This window comes from Tenacibaculum insulae (assembly GCF_964512435.1).
Lineage (GTDB): Bacteria > Bacteroidota > Bacteroidia > Flavobacteriales > Flavobacteriaceae > Polaribacter > Polaribacter insulae_A.
This window is the reverse complement of the sequence record NZ_OZ208512.1, coordinates 974,089-992,339: the sequence shown is the minus strand read 5'-3', so window position 1 is coordinate 992,339 and position 18,251 is coordinate 974,089. Positions and strand designations below refer to the sequence as shown.

Annotated in this window: 15 protein-coding genes; 9 read left to right on the top strand and 6 right to left on the bottom strand. The window is 30.6% G+C overall.

Annotation, left to right across the window (positions count from 1 at the left end):
* Position 1: 1 nt before the first annotated feature.
* The 4 genes from ACN5J5_RS04570 to ACN5J5_RS04555 form a co-directional block, all read right to left on the bottom strand.
* On the bottom strand, positions 2-886 hold the full coding sequence (locus ACN5J5_RS04570; protein ID WP_418646128.1) for a sterol desaturase family protein: 885 nt from the start codon (positions 884-886) through the stop codon (positions 2-4).
* Positions 887-929: 43 nt separating this feature from the next.
* Positions 930-1,925 (bottom strand): inorganic phosphate transporter, encoded by a 996-nt coding sequence (locus ACN5J5_RS04565; RefSeq protein WP_418646127.1) that lies wholly within the window; start codon positions 1,923-1,925, stop codon positions 930-932.
* Between the two features lie 115 nt (positions 1,926-2,040).
* A complete protein-coding gene (locus tag ACN5J5_RS04560) occupies positions 2,041-2,787 on the bottom strand; it encodes a uroporphyrinogen-III synthase (RefSeq protein WP_418646126.1) in 747 nt (248 codons plus the stop codon).
* A 13-nt stretch (positions 2,788-2,800) separates the two neighbouring features.
* A complete protein-coding gene (locus ACN5J5_RS04555) occupies positions 2,801-3,442 on the bottom strand; it encodes a DUF4271 domain-containing protein (RefSeq protein WP_418646125.1) in 642 nt (213 codons plus the stop codon).
* Between the two features lie 81 nt (positions 3,443-3,523).
* Between ACN5J5_RS04555 and ACN5J5_RS04550 the strand changes: the two genes are divergently transcribed.
* From ACN5J5_RS04550 to ACN5J5_RS04540, 3 genes are read left to right on the top strand one after another with little or no spacing between them, the layout of a single operon-like run.
* Positions 3,524-4,246, top strand: a complete 723-nt coding sequence (locus ACN5J5_RS04550) for a polyprenol monophosphomannose synthase (RefSeq protein WP_418646124.1) — start codon at positions 3,524-3,526, stop codon at positions 4,244-4,246.
* Positions 4,247-4,248: 2 nt separating this feature from the next.
* On the top strand, positions 4,249-5,586 hold the full coding sequence (locus tag ACN5J5_RS04545; RefSeq protein WP_418646123.1) for a dihydroorotase: 1,338 nt from the start codon (positions 4,249-4,251) through the stop codon (positions 5,584-5,586).
* Positions 5,587-6,060 (top strand): DUF4296 domain-containing protein, encoded by a 474-nt coding sequence (locus ACN5J5_RS04540; protein ID WP_418646122.1) that lies wholly within the window; start codon positions 5,587-5,589, stop codon positions 6,058-6,060.
* Here ACN5J5_RS04540 and ACN5J5_RS04535 read toward each other — a convergent pair.
* A complete protein-coding gene (locus tag ACN5J5_RS04535) occupies positions 6,029-7,030 on the bottom strand; it encodes an NAD-dependent epimerase/dehydratase family protein (protein WP_418646121.1) in 1,002 nt (333 codons plus the stop codon). The genes ACN5J5_RS04540 and ACN5J5_RS04535 overlap by 32 nt on opposite strands.
* Positions 7,031-7,091: 61 nt before the next feature.
* Here ACN5J5_RS04535 and tyrS point away from each other — a divergent pair, with 61 nt between their 5' ends.
* The 6 genes from tyrS to ACN5J5_RS04505 all read left to right on the top strand — a co-directional run bounded on the left by tyrS (position 7,092) and on the right by ACN5J5_RS04505 (position 15,920).
* Positions 7,092-8,396 carry a tyrosine--tRNA ligase gene (gene tyrS / locus ACN5J5_RS04530; RefSeq protein WP_418646120.1) on the top strand — a complete coding sequence of 435 codons (1,305 nt, stop codon included), beginning with the start codon at positions 7,092-7,094 and terminating at the stop codon, positions 8,394-8,396.
* A 344-nt stretch (positions 8,397-8,740) separates the two neighbouring features.
* Positions 8,741-9,283 carry a DUF2911 domain-containing protein gene (locus tag ACN5J5_RS04525; protein ID WP_418646119.1) on the top strand — a complete coding sequence of 181 codons (543 nt, stop codon included), beginning with the start codon at positions 8,741-8,743 and terminating at the stop codon, positions 9,281-9,283.
* 130 nt (positions 9,284-9,413) lie between these two features.
* Positions 9,414-12,728 carry a leucine--tRNA ligase gene (locus tag ACN5J5_RS04520; RefSeq protein WP_418646118.1) on the top strand — a complete coding sequence of 1,105 codons (3,315 nt, stop codon included), beginning with the start codon at positions 9,414-9,416 and terminating at the stop codon, positions 12,726-12,728.
* Between the two features lie 103 nt (positions 12,729-12,831).
* Positions 12,832-13,791: a hypothetical protein gene (locus ACN5J5_RS04515; RefSeq protein WP_418646117.1), complete on the top strand. Its 960-nt coding sequence runs from the start codon at positions 12,832-12,834 to the stop codon at positions 13,789-13,791.
* 51 nt (positions 13,792-13,842) lie between these two features.
* Positions 13,843-15,051 carry a GNAT family N-acetyltransferase gene (locus ACN5J5_RS04510; RefSeq protein WP_418646116.1) on the top strand — a complete coding sequence of 403 codons (1,209 nt, stop codon included), beginning with the start codon at positions 13,843-13,845 and terminating at the stop codon, positions 15,049-15,051.
* A gap of 2 nt (positions 15,052-15,053) precedes the next feature.
* On the top strand, positions 15,054-15,920 hold the full coding sequence (locus ACN5J5_RS04505; RefSeq protein ID WP_418646115.1) for an acyl-CoA thioesterase: 867 nt from the start codon (positions 15,054-15,056) through the stop codon (positions 15,918-15,920).
* A 68-nt stretch (positions 15,921-15,988) separates the two neighbouring features.
* Here the strand turns inward: ACN5J5_RS04505 and ACN5J5_RS04500 are convergent, their stop codons facing one another.
* Positions 15,989-18,238, bottom strand: a complete 2,250-nt coding sequence (locus tag ACN5J5_RS04500; RefSeq protein WP_418646114.1) for an inorganic phosphate transporter — start codon at positions 18,236-18,238, stop codon at positions 15,989-15,991.
* Positions 18,239-18,251 lie beyond the last annotated feature (13 nt).

The following is an 18,251-nucleotide window of genomic DNA, read 5'->3' as shown; positions in this document are numbered from 1 at the left end:
TTTATTTTTTTCCTAGCGGATATATTTCTTGTTGTAAAAAATCAGCAGGAAATAGTTCGTCGTTTTCAAAACCTAATTCAATATCTCTTCCGTTATGCGGAATGTAATTTGTTTTAAAAATATAATCCCAAATACTTAAGGTAATTCCAAAATTAACACCTTGTTTTCTTTTTGAAGGAAGTTCTTTTGCATGATGCCAAATATGCATTTTTGGGTTATTTAAAACATACTTAAAAACACCATAATCTAGGTTGATGTTTGCGTGATTTATATGCCCGATTATGATATTAAAAAAATGAACAAAAGCAATGTCTTGCGCTTTAAATCCACCCATAATAGCCAAAGGAATGTATTTCATCGAGTTGTAAAATACAGGTTCCATCCAATGGTAACGTAAATGTGCTGCAAATCCCATTTCTTTTACAGAATGATGTACTTTATGAAAATTCCATAAAAACTCATATTTGTGTAATAATGTATGTGTAAACCATTGCACAAAATCAATAACAATAAAAAATACAAAAATTCGAACCCAAAACGGAAATTGATTAATATCAAAAAATTGAAAGTTAGCAATTGAAAGGTTAAAAACGCCTAGAAAATCATTAAAAATTTGAGCAGCAAAATTAGATAAAGCGATTAATACAATTAGATTTAATAAAAAGAAATTAAAAAACATATAAAAAGCATCTAGCCAAAAATCTTTTCTAAAAATAGCTTGATTCTTACGCCAAGGAAATACGATTTCTAATAGCCAAACAATTATGGAGATTATAATTAATCCATAAAAATAGTTTTCCCAATTCAATTCCATGAAAACAGATTGTTTTAGGTAATTCCAATAATCAGCATAAGAATTTTTTATAATGTCGATGTATTTATTCATTGGAATTATATTGTTGTGAAAATTGGAAATAAATGTACTAATTTTAGGCTATGAATTCTAATGATTTAAAAACAAAAGCACTTATAAAAGCAGCTATTGGCAAGGTAAGTATCCAAGATAAAATAATTTTACTAATTACTTTATAATCTGCTTTTTTTGTAACGGTTCCTATTCCAAAAAGCGAACCGACAGAAACATGCGTTGTAGAAACTGGTAAACCATGAATACTTGCCGTAGTTACTAATAAACCAGTAATTATATTGGCCGTAAAACCTTGACCTGAGTTCATTTTTGTAATTTTTTTACTCATAGTTTCTCCTACCTTCTTTGCGTTTATCAGTCCGCCTAAAGCCATAATTACTGCAACAGAAATCATGCTCCATTTAATGTTGATTGTATTAATAATTATTAACAAGCCTACAATTTTGGGAGTATCGTTTAATCCTCTAGCAAAACTTACAATACCTGAACTTATATAATGTAAAGAGTCTAAAATTTTATGAGAACTTATGTATAGTAAAGTTGGTTGTTCTTTGTTTAAAGACGGTATTTGTTTTCGTAAAAATTTAAAAAATAAATAAGTAATTAAGCTTAAAAATGCAGCCATAAGTGGACTAACAATTAAAGGTATTAAAAAAGTATTACCGAGTTTAGTAAAATTAAATTCGGTACCTACTGCCATAACTCCAGCACCAAATAAACCACCAACTAAACTATGAGTGGTAGAAATTGGCATACCAACTTTAGTTGCAGAAAAAACAGTAATTGCAGCACCTAAAGCAATTGCAATGGCAAAGATGGGCATTTGTATTAATTCATTTGGTACAAGCCCTTTTCCTGAAAAATTTTTAACTAATTCTTCTGCTAAAAAAATAGCAGCTACAGAGCCTGAAAAAGTGGTGATTGTTGCCCAATTTATGGCTTTTTTATAATCGGTAGTACCAGAGCCAAATAAGGTAGCAACACCTTTAAAGTTGTCATTTGCGCCATTACTATATGCTAAAAAACAAGCCGCAATAAAAAGAAGTAGTAAAATCATTGAATTTAATTTTTCAATTTTGACGTAAAACTTATTTTAGACTTACGGATGTAAAAAAGAAAACCATCAAAGAATACTTTCTTTGATGGTTTTTATAATTGTAAAAAAGTAATTGTTACTTTTTGTTAATGTCTTTAATAAATTTATCTAAAGCCATTGTCATTGATGGTGTTTCAGGTGTTGGTGCAGCAATATCCACACGTAAACCTCTATCTTCAACAGCTTTAATTGTTGAGTTTCCAAAAACAGCAATTCTGGTATCGTTTTGTTTAAAATTCGGAAAGTTTTTAAATAAACTATCAATTCCTGATGGGCTAAAAAACACTAAAATATCGTAAAAAACATTTTCTAAATCCGATAAGTCACTTACTACAGTTTTATATAAATCTGCACGTTTCCAATCAACACCTAATTTATCTAATTCAGCAGGAATTAAAGGTTTTAATTTGTCAGAAGAAGGAAGTAAAAACTTCTCGTCTTTATGTTTTTTTATTAGTTTAGTTAGTTCAGGGAAAGTTCTGCTACCAACATAAATTTTACGTTTTCTATAAACTACATATTTTTGTAAATAATAAGCTACAGCTTCTGATTGGCAAAAATACTTCATGCTATCAGGTACTGTGAAGCGCATTTCTTCAGCAATTCTAAAAAAATGATCTACAGCATTTCTACTGGTTAAAATAATTGCAGTATAGTTGTTTAAGTCAACTTTCTGAGCCCTAACTTCTTTTCCGTCAATACCTTCAACATGAATAAACGAGCGGAAATCAATTTTCACTTTTTGTTTTTCAGCTAAATCAAAATAAGGAGAAGTTTCCGTCTTAGGTGCAGGTTGAGAGACTAAAATAGTTTTCACTTTCATATTATTTTCCTCTTTATGTTGTCGTTGTTATTTTATAAACAATTAATAGCGGTGCTATTTCGAGGGTGCAAAAGTACAAAATAAAATAAAACAACTTACGTATAACTATTTTTTTGTTGTTCTTTAAAATTAAAAAAGCTCTGAAAACAAATAAGATAAGAAATATGATGAGTAAAAAAAGCTTACTTGTAAATGTATATTGATATATAATTATTGCAGGAAATAACCATAAACAGAGTGTTTTTAGGTAGCTAGATTTTGTGAATAAAAAATATTTAGTTACAGAAGTTAGTCCTAATACATTTGCTAAAAAAGCATCTAAAAAAAAACGAGAAATAAAGTAGATAGTAGTAAAACTAAATAAAATTAGGTAGTTAAGCCAACTATGTTCGTAAGTGTTAGGAATAACAACTAAAAATAAAAATAAAGAAACAATTATGGTTGAAAAAAAGAATAAAAACAATGTAAAAGGCGCATAAAAAGGCGGATTATCTTCTACTCGTTTATTTAAAAAACCTGGCGTAAAAAAGGCAATAGTATAACCTAATAATTTAGTAGGTTTTAATAATTTCATTACTGCCAATAAAACAAAAGCAAATATGATTACCAAAGTAATCCAGTTATCATTATTTATAATACGTTCAATTGCTTGCAAGTGTATTTGTTTTATGCTTTTATTTAACACAAAATTAGTGATTATTTAGTGTATATTTGCTTAGATTTAGATGAAAATTACATGAAATCAAACGCTTTAGTTATAATTCCTACGTATAACGAAAAAGAAAACATAGAGGCGATAATAAAAGCAACTTTTTGTCAAGAAAAAGAGTTTGATATTTTGGTTGTTGATGATAATTCTCCTGACGGAACCGCTAATATTGTAGAAAAGTTACAAGAAAAATATCCCAAACAACTTTATTTAGAAAAAAGAAAGGGTAAAAACGGATTAGGATCTGCTTATATTCATGGCTTTAAATGGGCAATTAACAAAGGTTACGATTTTATTATTGAAATGGATGCTGATTTTTCTCATAACCCCAACGATTTAATTAAACTTTACAATGCATGCGCTTTTGAAGGTGCCGATGTTTCGGTAGGTTCGCGTTATTCAGTTGGTGTAAATGTGGTTAATTGGCCCATGAGCAGAGTTTTACTATCTTATTTTGCATCAAAATATGTGCGTTTAATTACAAGAGTGCCAATTCACGATACCACTGCAGGTTTTGTTTGCTACAAAAGAAAAGTGTTAGAAACGATAAAATTAGATAAGATTAAATTTATTGGATATGCTTTTCAAATAGAAATGAAATTTAAAGCATGGAAACATAAATTTAAAATAAAAGAAGTTTCAGTTATATTTACTGATAGAGTTTTAGGAGAGTCTAAATTAAGTTCGGGTATTATTAAAGAAGCAATATTCGGAGTTATAAAAATGAAATTAAAAGGGTTACCAAAATAATTATGAAATCATATTTAATAAAAAACGCAACAATTGTTAACGAAAACAACGTTTTTAAAAGCGATGTTTTAATTGAAGGAAATTATATTAAAGAAGTTTCGACTAAAATTGATGCAGTTTCAGGTGTAGAAGTAGTTGATGCCGAAGGAAAATATTTAATTCCTGGGATGATTGACGATCAAGTGCATTTTCGTGAACCAGGATTAACGCACAAAGCAAATATAGCTACCGAAAGTAAAGCGGCCATTGCTGGTGGAATTACATCGTTTATTGAAATGCCTAACACAAATCCGCAGGCAACCACTCAAGAATTGTTAGAAGATAAATTTAAAACCGCTGCTAAAACATCGTATGCAAATTATTCTTTTATGTTTGGTGGTACAAACGATAATTTAGAAGAGTTATTAAAAACAAACCCTAAAAACGTTGCGGGAATTAAACTTTTTTTAGGATCTTCAACAGGAAATATGTTGGTTGATAATGAAGAGGTTTTAGAAAAGATATTTTCATCAACCGATATGCTAATCTCAGTACACTGCGAAGATGAAGCAACGATTAGAAAAAATACCGAAGAATACACAGCTAAATATGGCGATGATATTCCGTTAAAATATCATCCAATCATTAGAAGTGAAGAAGCTTGCTATTTATCATCATCAAAAGCAATTGAATTAGCTAAGAAAACGGGAGCACGTTTACATGTTTTTCATTTATCAACAGCAAAAGAAACGGCTTTATTTAGAAATGACATTCCGTTAGAAGAAAAGAAAATTACCGCTGAGGTTTGTGTGCATCATTTATGGTTTACAGATAAAGATTACGATACAAAAGGAACGCATATTAAATGGAATCCGGCAGTAAAATCACAAAAAGACAAAGACGGATTATGGGAGGCTTTACTAGATGATAGAATTGATGTGATTGCAACCGATCATGCGCCACATACTTTGGAAGAAAAAGACAATGTGTATACAAAAGCGCCAAGTGGTGGTCCTTTAGTACAACATGCTGTAACTGCGATTTTAGAAAAAGTAAAAGAAGGCGTTTTACCAATTGAAAAAGCGGTTGAAAAAATGTGTCATAATCCTGCAAAATTATTTCGAGTAGAAAAACGAGGTTTTATTAAAGAAGGTTATTTTGCCGATATAGTTTTGGTTGATACAAACAAAAATTGGACAGTAGCTAAAGAAAATATATTATACAAATGTGGATGGTCTCCTTTTGAAGGTGTTGAATTTTCAAGTAAAATCACACATACTTTTGTAAACGGAAATTTGATGTTTGCAAATGGTGTTTTTGATGAAGAAATAAAAGGAAAACGATTAGAATTTAAAAACTAGATGAAAAAGGTTTGTTATATACTTGTTTTTATAATTTGTACTTCATGTACAACAAGTAATACGATTTATAAAAAGCCAAAAAATCTTATTCCAAAAGATTCAATGGTTGCATTACTAACAGATATGTATATAGCATCATCTGCTAAAAGTTTTAAAAATAAGTTTTTAAAAAAAGAAAAGAACTATGTTTTTTTAGTGTATAAAAAATATAAAATAGATAGTACGCGTTTTAATGAAAGCAATATGTATTATACTTCTATAGCAGAAGATTATACAGAAATGCTAAAAGAAATAAAGTTAAATATAGATTCTTTAGAGGTTTTTTATAAAAAAAAGCAATCAATTAAAGATTCAATAACCAAAATGAAAAAAAGTAAGGGTAAAAAAACACCTTTAAAACTATTAGAAAAAAACGAGAAATTATTAAAGTCTAAAAAATCTATTAAGAAAAAAAATTCTCGCAAACTCGATTAATTGTTTTATTTATCGAGTTAAATTTAAAATTTAACTTTTTCGTTATTTTTTTTGATGAGTAATAAGATTTATTATGAGAAGCCTTTGCTGAATTTTTAGTTAGCAAAGGTTCTTTTTTTGTTAAAAAGGTAAGTAGCCAATCTATTCTCCAAAATACAGCAGTTGCTGTTTTTCCAATTTTAATTGAAGGTTTCTTTTTATCTAAACCATTTGCGATAGCAACTAAAATATCTTTAAATGATTTATTTTCGGCAACCAAAATAAAACGTTCGTTTTTAATATTAGAGTTCATCAGTAAAATCATTGATTTCACTACATCTTTTACGTCAACAAATCCGGTAATTCCTTCAGTGTAAAATTTAAATCCGTTGTTTATTTGAGTAAATAATTTTCCAGAACCTTCAGTCCAAAAACCACTACCTAAAATAACTCCTGGATTTACAATTACAACTTCTAATCCTTCTTGACTTCCTCTCCAAACCTCCATTTCGGCACCATATTTTGTAATAGAATATTCGTTGTTGTTATCACTGTCAGCCCATTCATTTTTTTCATCAATAGGCTTTCCGTTAATAGCGTTACCAACGGCAGCAATAGAACTTACAAAACAGAATTTTTTAATATGATTGTCAATAGAAAGATTAATCATATTAGCAGTTCCGTCAATATTTACTTGACGCATTTTTCGATAATCCTTCGGATTAAAAGAAACCAAAGCAGCGCAATGATAAACTTCTGTTATATTTTTAAAAACAGGTTCTAAAGAAGGTACATCAGTAATATCTGCTTGTACCCATTTTATTTTAGAAAAAGGTAGCGTAACATCATCTGTATAAAAAGAAAATATTTTTTTTACGTGTTCTTTTTTCTCATCAGTTCTATAAATAGCTTTAATTACATCATTTTTTTGAGTTAAATGATATAATAAATGTGAGCCTACTAAACCTGTTCCGCCTGTAACTAAAATCATAGTACGAAAATAGAATTTTTTGAACGATAAATGTATCTTTGTTGCTTTAAAACTGATAAAAATGACCAAAAATTTAGTAGAAGAATTACGTTGGCGTGGAATGATTCACGACATGATGCCAGGAACAGAAGAGCAATTGCAAAAAGAAATGACGGCAGCATATATAGGATTTGATCCAACCTCTGATTCGTTACATATTGGAAGTTTAGTGCCAATTATACTACTTGTACATCTTGAAAAAGCGGGGCATAAACCTGTTGCTTTGGTTGGTGGTGCTACGGGAATGATTGGTGATCCGTCAGGAAAATCAGACGAGCGTAATTTGTTAAACGAAGAGGCGTTAGCTAAAAATGTAGCTGGTATTCAACGAACTTTAGCTCGATTTTTAAATTTTGATAGCGATAAAACAAATGCTCCTTTATTGGTTAATAATTACGATTGGATGAAAGATTTTTCGTTCATTGAATTTGCGAGAGATGTAGGTAAGCGTATCACGGTTAATTACATGATGGCTAAAGATTCTGTAAAAAAACGTATTTCGGGAGATTCTAATAGCGGAATGAGTTTTACAGAGTTTACGTACCAATTAATTCAGGGATACGATTTTTATCATTTGTACAAAAACCATAATTGTTTACTACAAATGGGTGGCTCTGATCAGTGGGGAAATATAACGACCGGTACCGAATTGGTTCGTAGAATGAATGTTGGTGAAGAGGCAAAAGCGTATGCAATGACCTGTCCGTTAATTACAAAAGCTGATGGCTCTAAATTCGGAAAATCAGAAGGAGGAAATGTGTGGTTAGATGCAGATAAAACATCTGTATATAAATTTTACCAATTTTGGTTAAATACTTCAGATGAAGATGCTGAAAAGTATATTAAGATTTTTACGTTCTTAAACGAAGAAGAAATTAATACATTAATAGAAACCCATAAAGAAGCACCGCATCAAAGAGCATTGCAAAGAAAATTAGCAGAAGAAGTTACTACATTTGTACACTCTAAAGTAGCGTTAGAAAAAGCAATTGCAGCCTCTAATATCTTATTCGGAAAATCTACTTCAGATGATTTAAAGAGTTTAGATGAGCAAACATTTTTAGATGTTTTTGATGGTGTACCGCAAGCGGAAGTTACAAAAGAAGCTGTTGCAAGTGGTTTGTCTATGATTGATGCATTATCTGGTAAAACGAACTTTTTAAAATCTAATGGAGATGCAAAACGTGCATTAAAAGAAAATGCTGTTTCGGTAAATAAAGAAAAGGTAAAAGAAGATTTTGTTGTTACTGAAAAAGATTTAATAGCTAACAAATATGTGTTATTACAACGCGGAAAAAAGAGCTATTTTTTATTGAAAGTAGTGTAATTAAGAAGCTAATTTAATATCAAAAGTTAAAGGGCATCGCTTACAGTTGATGCCTTTTTTTTGGTACTTATTACAGCATTTATTTTTTGGTTTTATACAGTTTGAAGAACAAATTGATGAGCACGAAGTTTCTTGTTGTATTAAAACAATCGGACTAGCTTTTTTATTTGCTGTATAAAATACAATCATGTTTTCTGTATAAATTTGTTGCAAATATAATTATTATTTAGAATAAATTAAAATAAAAAATCTTAAAACATAATCCCGATAGTTTTCACATAACTTTAATATAAATTAAAGTATGGTTATGTAACTTTGAAAAACTAAAGATTAAACTTTTAAAGATGAAAAAAAGAATTTTAACATTCGTAATTTTAGTTGTAGCTGTAATGTTTTCTAACGAAGCAATTGCACAAAAATTTCCAGGGTTAGATAAAAGTCCAATGGATGCAGCAACTTACCCAAGTAGTCACAGAATTTCAGATAAAAAAGTAAAGGTTGTATATAGTCGTCCTCAGTTAAAAGGAAGAAGTCTTTCAAAATTAGCGCCAAATGATAAAGTTTGGAGAACAGGAGCTAATGAAGCTGCAGAAATTACTTTTTATAAAGATGTAAATTTTGGAGGAAAAGATGTAAAGGCAGGAACATATACGTTATTTACAATTCCTGGAGATAAAGAATGGACGGTAATTTTAAGTACCGCTAAAAATGTGTGGGGAGCTTATCTTTATAACGAATCTGAAGATGTTGTTCGTGTAAAAGCAGCAGTTTCTAAAGCAGCGAAAAAGGCAGAAATATTTTCTATTGTCTTTGAAGGAGAGGAAGTCGTTTTTAACATGTATTTAGGTTGGGAAAAAGTAATTGTTTCGATACCTGTTAAAGGGTAGTTTATATATTATTAATGGTAAAAATGGCTTTAAAAATCACACGATTTTTAAAGCCGTTTTTTATTAGAAAAAGAAACAAAAAAAGTATTTAAAATAACCGTAAATTTGCAACTTCTTAAAAAGAGACAAAATGCAATATAATCATCAAGAGATAGAAAAGAAATGGCAACAATTTTGGGCAGATAACCAAACATTTAAAGCCAGTAATGAATCGGAGAAGCCTAAATATTATGTGTTAGATATGTTCCCTTATCCATCAGGAGCAGGGTTGCACGTTGGGCATCCATTAGGTTATATTGCGTCTGATATTTATGCACGTTACAAGCGTCATAAAGGATTTAATGTATTACATCCGCAAGGATATGATTCTTTTGGTTTACCAGCAGAACAATATGCAATTCAAACAGGGCAACATCCTGCGGTTACAACCGAAGCGAACATAAAAACATACCGTCGTCAGTTAGATACTATCGGATTTTCTTTTGATTGGTCTCGAGAAGTTCGTACTTCTAGTCCAGAATATTATAAATGGACACAGTGGATTTTTATGCAACTTTTTAACTCTTGGTATAATAAAGATACCGATAAAGCAGAAGATGTTTCAACGTTAATTGCTGTTTTTGAAACAGCAGGAAATGCAACGGTAAATGCTGTTGCTGACGAAGATATTACTGTTTTTTCTGCGGATGAATGGAAGAGTTTTTCAACAACCAAAAAACAAGAAATACTATTGCAATATCGTTTAACGTTTTTATCAGATACCGAAGTAAATTGGTGTCCGGAATTAGGAACCGTTTTAGCAAATGACGAAATTGTAAACGGAGTTTCAGAGCGTGGTGGACATCCAGTAGTTCGTAAAAAAATGACCCAATGGTCTATGCGAATTTCTGCATATTCGCAACGTTTATTAGATGGTTTAGAAACGATTGATTGGCCTCAGCCTTTAAAAGATAGCCAAACCAATTGGATTGGTCGTTCGCAAGGAGCAATGGTAACTTTTAAGGTAGATGCTTTAGAAGCACCGGAAGGCGGAGTAAAATTATCTTTCAAAGAATTAGAGGCACTAAAAGAAATGCGTGCTAATTTATCGAAAGCAGAAGAAGTGCTTTGGAATGAATTAAAAAACAAAAAAGGAGCCGCAAAATTTAGAAAAAAATATACTATTGGTACATTTTTAGTAGATTATGTGTGTTTAGCAAAAAATATAATTGTGGAGTTTTCAGGTAAAGAAGATGAAGCAAAAAGAGATGCTTATTTTGCAAGTGAAGGATTTAATGTAACTCGTTTTACAAACGAAGAAGTGTTAGAAAATGTTTTAGGTGTAGTATCTAAAATAAACAACACAATTCAGTTTGCAAAACCGATTGAAAAATCAACAGTTGAGGTTACAGAAACGGTAGTGCAAAACGATTATAAAATAGACGTTTTTACGACCAGGCCTGATACTATTTACGGAGTTTCGTTTATGACCTTAGCTCCAGAACATGAGTTGGTAAATAAAATTACAACTCAGGCACAACAAAAAGCGGTAAATGCTTACGTTAAAGCAACAGCAAAACGATCTGAAAGAGATAGAATGGCTGATGTAAAAACGATTTCAGGAGTTTTTACTGGAGCGTACGCTTTACATCCGTTTACGGGAAAACAAGTGCCAATTTGGATTGGAGATTATGTGTTAGCAAGTTACGGAACCGGAGCAGTTATGGCGGTTCCTTGTGGGGATCAACGTGATTATGATTTTGCAAAACATTTTGAATTAGAGATTCCTAATATTTTTGAAAACGTAGATGTTTCTGAAGCGGCACATGCCGATAAAGAAGGTACAAAAATTGCAAATTCTGATTTTTTAAATGGTTTATCGTATAAAAAAGCGATGAAATTAGCCATTTACGAAATGGAACAACGTGGCTTTGGTTTTGGTAAAATAAACTATCGTTTACGCGATGCTGTATTTAGTCGTCAACGTTATTGGGGAGAACCTTTTCCAGTATATTATAAAGACGGAATGCCACAAATGATTGACGCAAAACATTTGCCAATTGTTTTACCAGAGGTAGAAAAATATTTACCTACAGAAGACGGAAAACCACCTTTAGGAAATGCTGAGGTTTGGGCTTGGAACACAGTAACTGCTGAGGTAGTTAGTAATGATTTAATTGATAATGAAAATATTTTTCCGTTAGAATTAAATACGATGCCAGGGTGGGCAGGAAGTTCTTGGTACTTTAACCGTTATATGGATTCTACCAACGAAAGCGAATTTGTAAGTAAAAAAGCAGTTGATTATTGGAAAGAAGTAGATTTATATATTGGCGGTTCTGAACACGCGACAGGGCATTTATTGTATGCTCGTTTTTGGCAAAAATTCTTGTTTGATAAAGGAGTTTTACCAGTGGATGAATTTGCGAAAAAACTAATCAACCAAGGAATGATTTTAGGAACTTCAGCGTTTGTTTATGAAGCAATGTTTGAAGGGAAAACGAATAATTTATATGTTTCTGCTGATTATTTTCAAGGAGAAAATCAAATAACAGAAAAAGACGCTAAATTATTTTCTAGATTAGAGAAAAAATTAGTTGAAGCTGGTCTTACAGAAGAAAACGAAGGAAGTTTAACTTACCGACCAATTCATATTAGTTTAACTGCTCTTGAAGGTGATACAAATGTAAATATAGAGGCGTTAAAAGAGTGGAGAGACGAGTTTAAAACTGCCGAATTTGTTTTTGGAAGAGAAAATAAATTTTCATGTTATCGTGAAGTCGAAAAAATGTCGAAATCGAAACATAATGTTGTTAATCCAGATTTAATTTGTGAAGAATTTGGTGCTGATGCATTGCGTTTATTCGAAATGTTTTTAGGACCTTTAGAACAAACAAAACCTTGGAAAACTTCAGGTATTTCAGGTGTATATTCATTCTTAAAGAAACTTTGGAAATTGTATGTTGGTGAAGAGGGAGTTATTGTAACAGATGTCGAACCAACAAAAGAGGAGTTAAAAACATTACATAAAACAATTAAAAAAGTAGAAGAAGATATTGAGAATTTTTCATTCAACACCTCAGTTTCTACCTTTATGATTGCTGTAAACGAATTAACTGCTTTAAAATGTAATAAACGTGCAATTTTAGAACCTTTATTAGCATTAATTTCACCGTATGCTCCGCATATTGCTGAAGAATTATGGAGTAAGTTAGGTCATGAAGGCTCAATTTCAACAATTGATTTCCCTAAGTTTGAAGCTTCTCATTTAGTGGAAAGTTCTAAAAATTACCCGATTTCATTTAACGGAAAAATGCGTTTTACGTTAGAATTACCATTAGATTTATCAAAAGAAGAAATTGAAAAAATTGTAATGGCAGAAGAAAGAACAAAAGCTCAATTAGGAGATAGAGTGCCTAAAAAAGTAATTATTGTACCAGGTAAAATTATTAATATTGTAGGATAATTTTTAGCAATTATATAATTAACACCCTTGTTTATTGTAAATAAATAAGGGTGTTTTTTTGGTTAAAAGTTAAAAAATTACGGAAATTTGCAATAAAAAGAATATGAAAAAATTACCCTTCAAAAGTTATTGGCTTTTTTTATTAATTCCTTTCGGAGTTATATTTTTTGTACTAATACCAGAGCTCGATAAAAAATATGAACAGTATGATGAGCATCAAACAACACTTAAAAATGATATTCACACCTTAGACTCTTTAAAACAATTAACAAAGTTAACTTCTAAAGAAAAACACTTATTAACAAAATTAGAAATTACGGTACCTATTCATAAAAAAGTTTATGGAGGCGAGAAATTTATGTTTTATAAAATATGCGGAATGTTACTTGTTTTTGTATTTATGGGAGTCGGTATGGTGTTAACAAGTTATATTTCTAATAAAAAGAAAACATCGCCCAATAATAAGCAAATCGATTTTGTTTTTGAAGATCCTACCAATGATGTAATAGGGCAGCAAGTGCCGCAAGGTGCGTTAGAGAGCACGAGTAGTAATTTTGCAAGCGAAGTGTTAAAAAAAACGACTACAGGTTATAAAATAACATCTAGTTCGTTTACCAAAGTATTTGCATGGAGCTTTTTTTTAATAGGCTTAAACTATGTGGCAATTTCTTTTTACGAGTACTATCAAATCAATGCTGTTCCACTTAGTTTTATGAAAGGAGGAAAATTATTTTTTACATCAGGAGGTCCTTTTTTAATTATCGGTTTAGTTTTATTATTTATGTTTTCTCCAAAAGTATTTATACATACCAGAAAAAGAAAAATACTCATTGGCGGCGAAATAATTTCATTTCAACAAGTATATGCGTTGCAAGTTTTACAAAAATTTGCTGCGGGTAGCGGATCATCAGGAAGTTATTTTTGTTATGAGTTAAATTTGATTACCCAAAAAGGAGAGCGATTTAATTTATTAAATCACGGAGATAAGACCTATATTTTAAGTGATATGATTAAAATTAGTAGGTTGTTAAAAGTGCCTGTTTGGAATAATGGCGTGCTTTAATTTTGGTTAAATAAACTTTTAGTAATTTACACTCAAAATAGAAAGGGGTCTGTGAATTTTTTATCTTCTTGTAATCATACTTTAAATGTTCAATATTTTGATGACATTCATAAAGTGCCAAAAATTATTTGGCAACAGTTAAACTGTACAGAAAATAAATATTATCATCCACAGTATTTAGATGCTCTTCAGCACTATAATCCGAAAATAAAATTCGCCTATATTGTTTTGTTTGATGACAATAACAGTGCGGTTGCATTTGCAACAATTCAGATAGTAGATTTTTATTTAGATAGCGTACAAAACGAAATGCAGTCTGTTGTAGATTGGATAAAATGTACCGGTAGAAAACTTAGGATTTTATCACCAGAAAAAGCATTTAAAATACTTACTTGCGGTAATACTTTTGTTAGTGGAGAACATGGGACGTTTATTAAAGACGATCAAAATAAGAACATAATTATTCAGAAAATAGCAAAAGCAGCTGTAGATTATACAAACTTAAATCCTCAGAACAAAGTGGATTTTTACATGTTAAAAGACTTTGAGAACGAATCATTATCAATTACGAATGAATTGCACGAAGTAGGTTATAATTCGTTTAATGTAGAGCCTAATATGGTGTTGCATTTAAATGATGACTGGAAGAGTTTTGACGATTATTTGGCGGCTTTAAAAACTAAATTTAGAGTAAAAGCAAGAAAAGCTTTAAAGTTAAGTGCAGCCTTAAAAATAGAAAATGTTACTGCAGATAGGCTTAAAGATTTGTTGCCAGAAATGACGGCTCTTTATAAAACTGTTGCAACTAAATCGAGTTTTAACTTAGGCGATTTTAACTTAGAAACCTATAAATCGTTAAAAGATAATTTAGGAGAAAATTATTTTTTACGTGCCTATTGGCTAGAAGATAAGTTGGTTGGTTTTTTATCAGGAATTTTTAATAATAAATCTCTTGATGCTCATTTTGTAGGCTTAGATTATGTGCGCAATAAAAAATATGCAATTTACCAACGTATGTTGTACGATTACATTCTTTTAGGAATTAAACAAGATGTAAAAACGATTAATTTTGGAAGAACAGCGAGTGAAATTAAAAGTTCGGTAGGTGCTGTTCCGCAAGATTTAACCATTTATTTACGTCACAAAAAAACAATAACAAATCGTATTTTAAGTTTGTTTTTAAAACGAATTCAACCTTCGGATTTTAAACAAAATCATCCATTTAAAAATAAAGAATTAATAGCGAAAGCTAATTTATAACAATGAAAAACACCAAAGAATTATTAAATATATTAACTTTAAAAGATTTAGGGAACAATAATTTTAACGGAGTTAGTAGAGATATTGGAAGTCCGAATGTGTTTGGAGGCCAAGTTTTAGCACAATCGTTAAATGCTGCTTATAGAACCGTTTCAGAGAAACGTATTTTGCACTCGTTGCATTCGTATTTTTTAGAAGCAGGAAATTTAGAGTTGCCTATAACTTATAATGTACAAGTTATTAGAGATGGCGGAAGTTTTTCTACCAGACGTGTAACGGCGCATCAAAATGATAAAACAATTTTTATTTTGGCATGTTCTTTTCATAAAAAAGAAGAAGGACATGAACATCAAATGCCAATTAAAAAAGACATTAAACAACCTGAAGAATTACTTAGTTGGACAGAGATGTTAGCGCAATTTGGAGATTTTTTACCTAAAAAATTAAAAGCTTTTTTAAGTATTGAACGTCCAATAGATTTTAAGCCTGTTCATATTGCAAATCCGCTTGAAATAAAGGATTTACCACCTGTTGTTGATGTTTGGTTTAAATTAAAAGGAGATTTGGTAGATTTAAATTTAGCATTAAAACAGCAAATTTTAACCTACATTTCTGATTATAATATTTTAACAGCCTGTTTAAATCCGAATGCGAGTGTTGCTAATTTTGGGAATACTCAAATGGCTAGTTTAGATCATTCGATGTGGTTTTATCGCGATTTCGATTTTAACGATTGGATGTTGTTTTCAATAGAAAGTCCGAATAGTTTTGGTGCACGAGGTTTTGCTTGTGGAAATATTTATACTAGAGAAGGAGTGTTGGTAGCATCAGTAGCTCAAGAAGGTTTAATGCGACCGATGAAAAAATAACAATTTTTAAATCATAAAAAAAACCGAGTGAATCATTCACTCGGTTTTTTTAGTTTTATATAATTACTCTATGCGTTTTTACTACTTATGTGAAACTCTTCATAAGTTTCTAGTAAACTCATAAGAGCCGCAACTAAATCTTGTGTTTCAATTAAAACACTAAAGTATAAAGTTGTGTTTTTAGGACTTGTTTCGTCTGTTCTAATACGAGCAACTTGTTTTTCGATAGAAGAAGCAACATCTTTTAAAAGCTCTTTCTTTTCGTTAATAATATGTTCTAAATTATCAAAACTTCTTTTTTCGAAAGTTATACTAATATCATCTAGTAACTTAGAAAGTGTATTGTCAATATGTTTTAAATCTTTTAACTGACCTTTCTTTAAGTTTTTATGATTATTGTTTACGTGTTTAAAACTTGCTCTAGATATATAACTAATAGATTGTGCTACGTCTTGTAAGTAACCTAATACTAAAATGTAAAATTTACTAGCCTGTACAGAGGTTTCATCTAAAGATTTAATAAAGTAGAAAACCCCGTCCTTTAGTCCATCAATTTCATCATTTAATTTACCAACGTGTTTATCGGTTTTACGTAGTTTGTTTAAATCATGATTAGCTAAATCATTTACAACATTTGTGTATAATTTGTTTACACGTGTTGCAACTTCAGCAATATGATCTGCACTTTCTTCAATTACTCCGTTTATAGTAATTAGTTCAGCACGTTCCATATAAACTTGTTTTTTCTCTTCTTTAGATTTTTTTCTATGAATTAACGTGTTTCTACCAATTAAAAGTGCTACTACTAATAATAAAATAGGAATCATTACCATGTTAAAGCTAATTAAATAAGCCACTACTGCAGCTGTTAAAAAGGCAGTTAAGGCAGTTAAAAACCATCCACCAATAACATTAATTACCCCAGCAACTCTATATACTGCACTTTCACGCCCCCAAGCTCTATCAGCTAAAGAAGTACCCATGGCAACCATAAATGTTACGTAAGTTGTAGATAAAGGTAATTTCATTGAGGTTGCAATAGATATTAAAATACCAGCAACAATTAAATTAACAGATGCTCTTACTAAATCGAAAGCAGGCATTTCGTATGTTTTGTCTTTAGGTAATTCTATTACAGGTCTTTGAAATTTAGCATCTACAAAAGCCAGTGTTTTTTTAGGTACAACTGTGCTAATCCCTGCGTTGATTCCCATAGCAGCTCTTACTACTATTCTTGATAACGGATTTGGTTTAAACTTTTCGTGTCCTTCTCCTTGACGAGATAAATCAATCCCCGTTTTAATTACATTCTGAGCCTTGCTAGATGTCCATAAAGTAACTACCATAATTGCCCCGGCTAATAATAATAACCAAACGTTAGAAGGCACTTTTTTAGCTAAAATACCCATAGAAAAAGCATCTGCAGATACTCCAGAAACTTCCCAAGCTTGGTACGAGTTCCAGGCAGCAATTGGTACCCCAACAAAGTTTACTAAATCGTTACCAGAAAATGCCATTGCTAAAGAAAAAGTTCCAACTCCAATAATCAACTTTAAAACATTTATTTTAAAGAAACTGATTAATGCCTGAGATATAAAGCTCCAAACAACAAAACTTCCTGCAATAATTAATAAAGTATTTCCTTCTATTAAATGCTTAATGTCTTTATAAAAAGGAGTTCCTTTCATTCCTTTAATAATAATAAAGTAAGTAATTGCTGTAATAGCAAAACCACCAAATAAAGCGTTTATATAATTGGCTCTTTTTTCAAAATTGAAAGAATATATTAATCTTGATATAAATTGAACAATGGCTCCTACAGAAAACGCAACTACCACAGAGAGTAGTATTCCGTTTATAATTTGAATTGCTTTTTTATGGTTGATGTAGTTCCAGATATCTGAAATTGATTGTGTATCACTAGAAGATATTTTGATTAAAGAAATACATACAGCAGCTCCTAATAATTCGAAAACAATAGAAACTGTTGTTGATGTAGGCATTCCTAATGAGTTAAAGATATCTAACAATAAAATATCTGTAATCATAACCGCCATAAATATAAACATGATGTCTTGAAACATAAACATGTTTGGGTTAAAAATACCTTTACGTGCAACTTCCATCATACCACTAGAGGTAATTGCCCCGAAAAACACACCTACACTGGCAATTATCATGATATTTCTAACCTTGATAGCTTTAGAACCAATAGCTGAGTTTAAAAAATTTACAGCATCGTTACTAACACCTACAACTAAATCAACAATAGCTAAAATAGCTAAGGCAACAAGCATTAAAATATATGGATCTCCCATTTTTTAGTTTTTA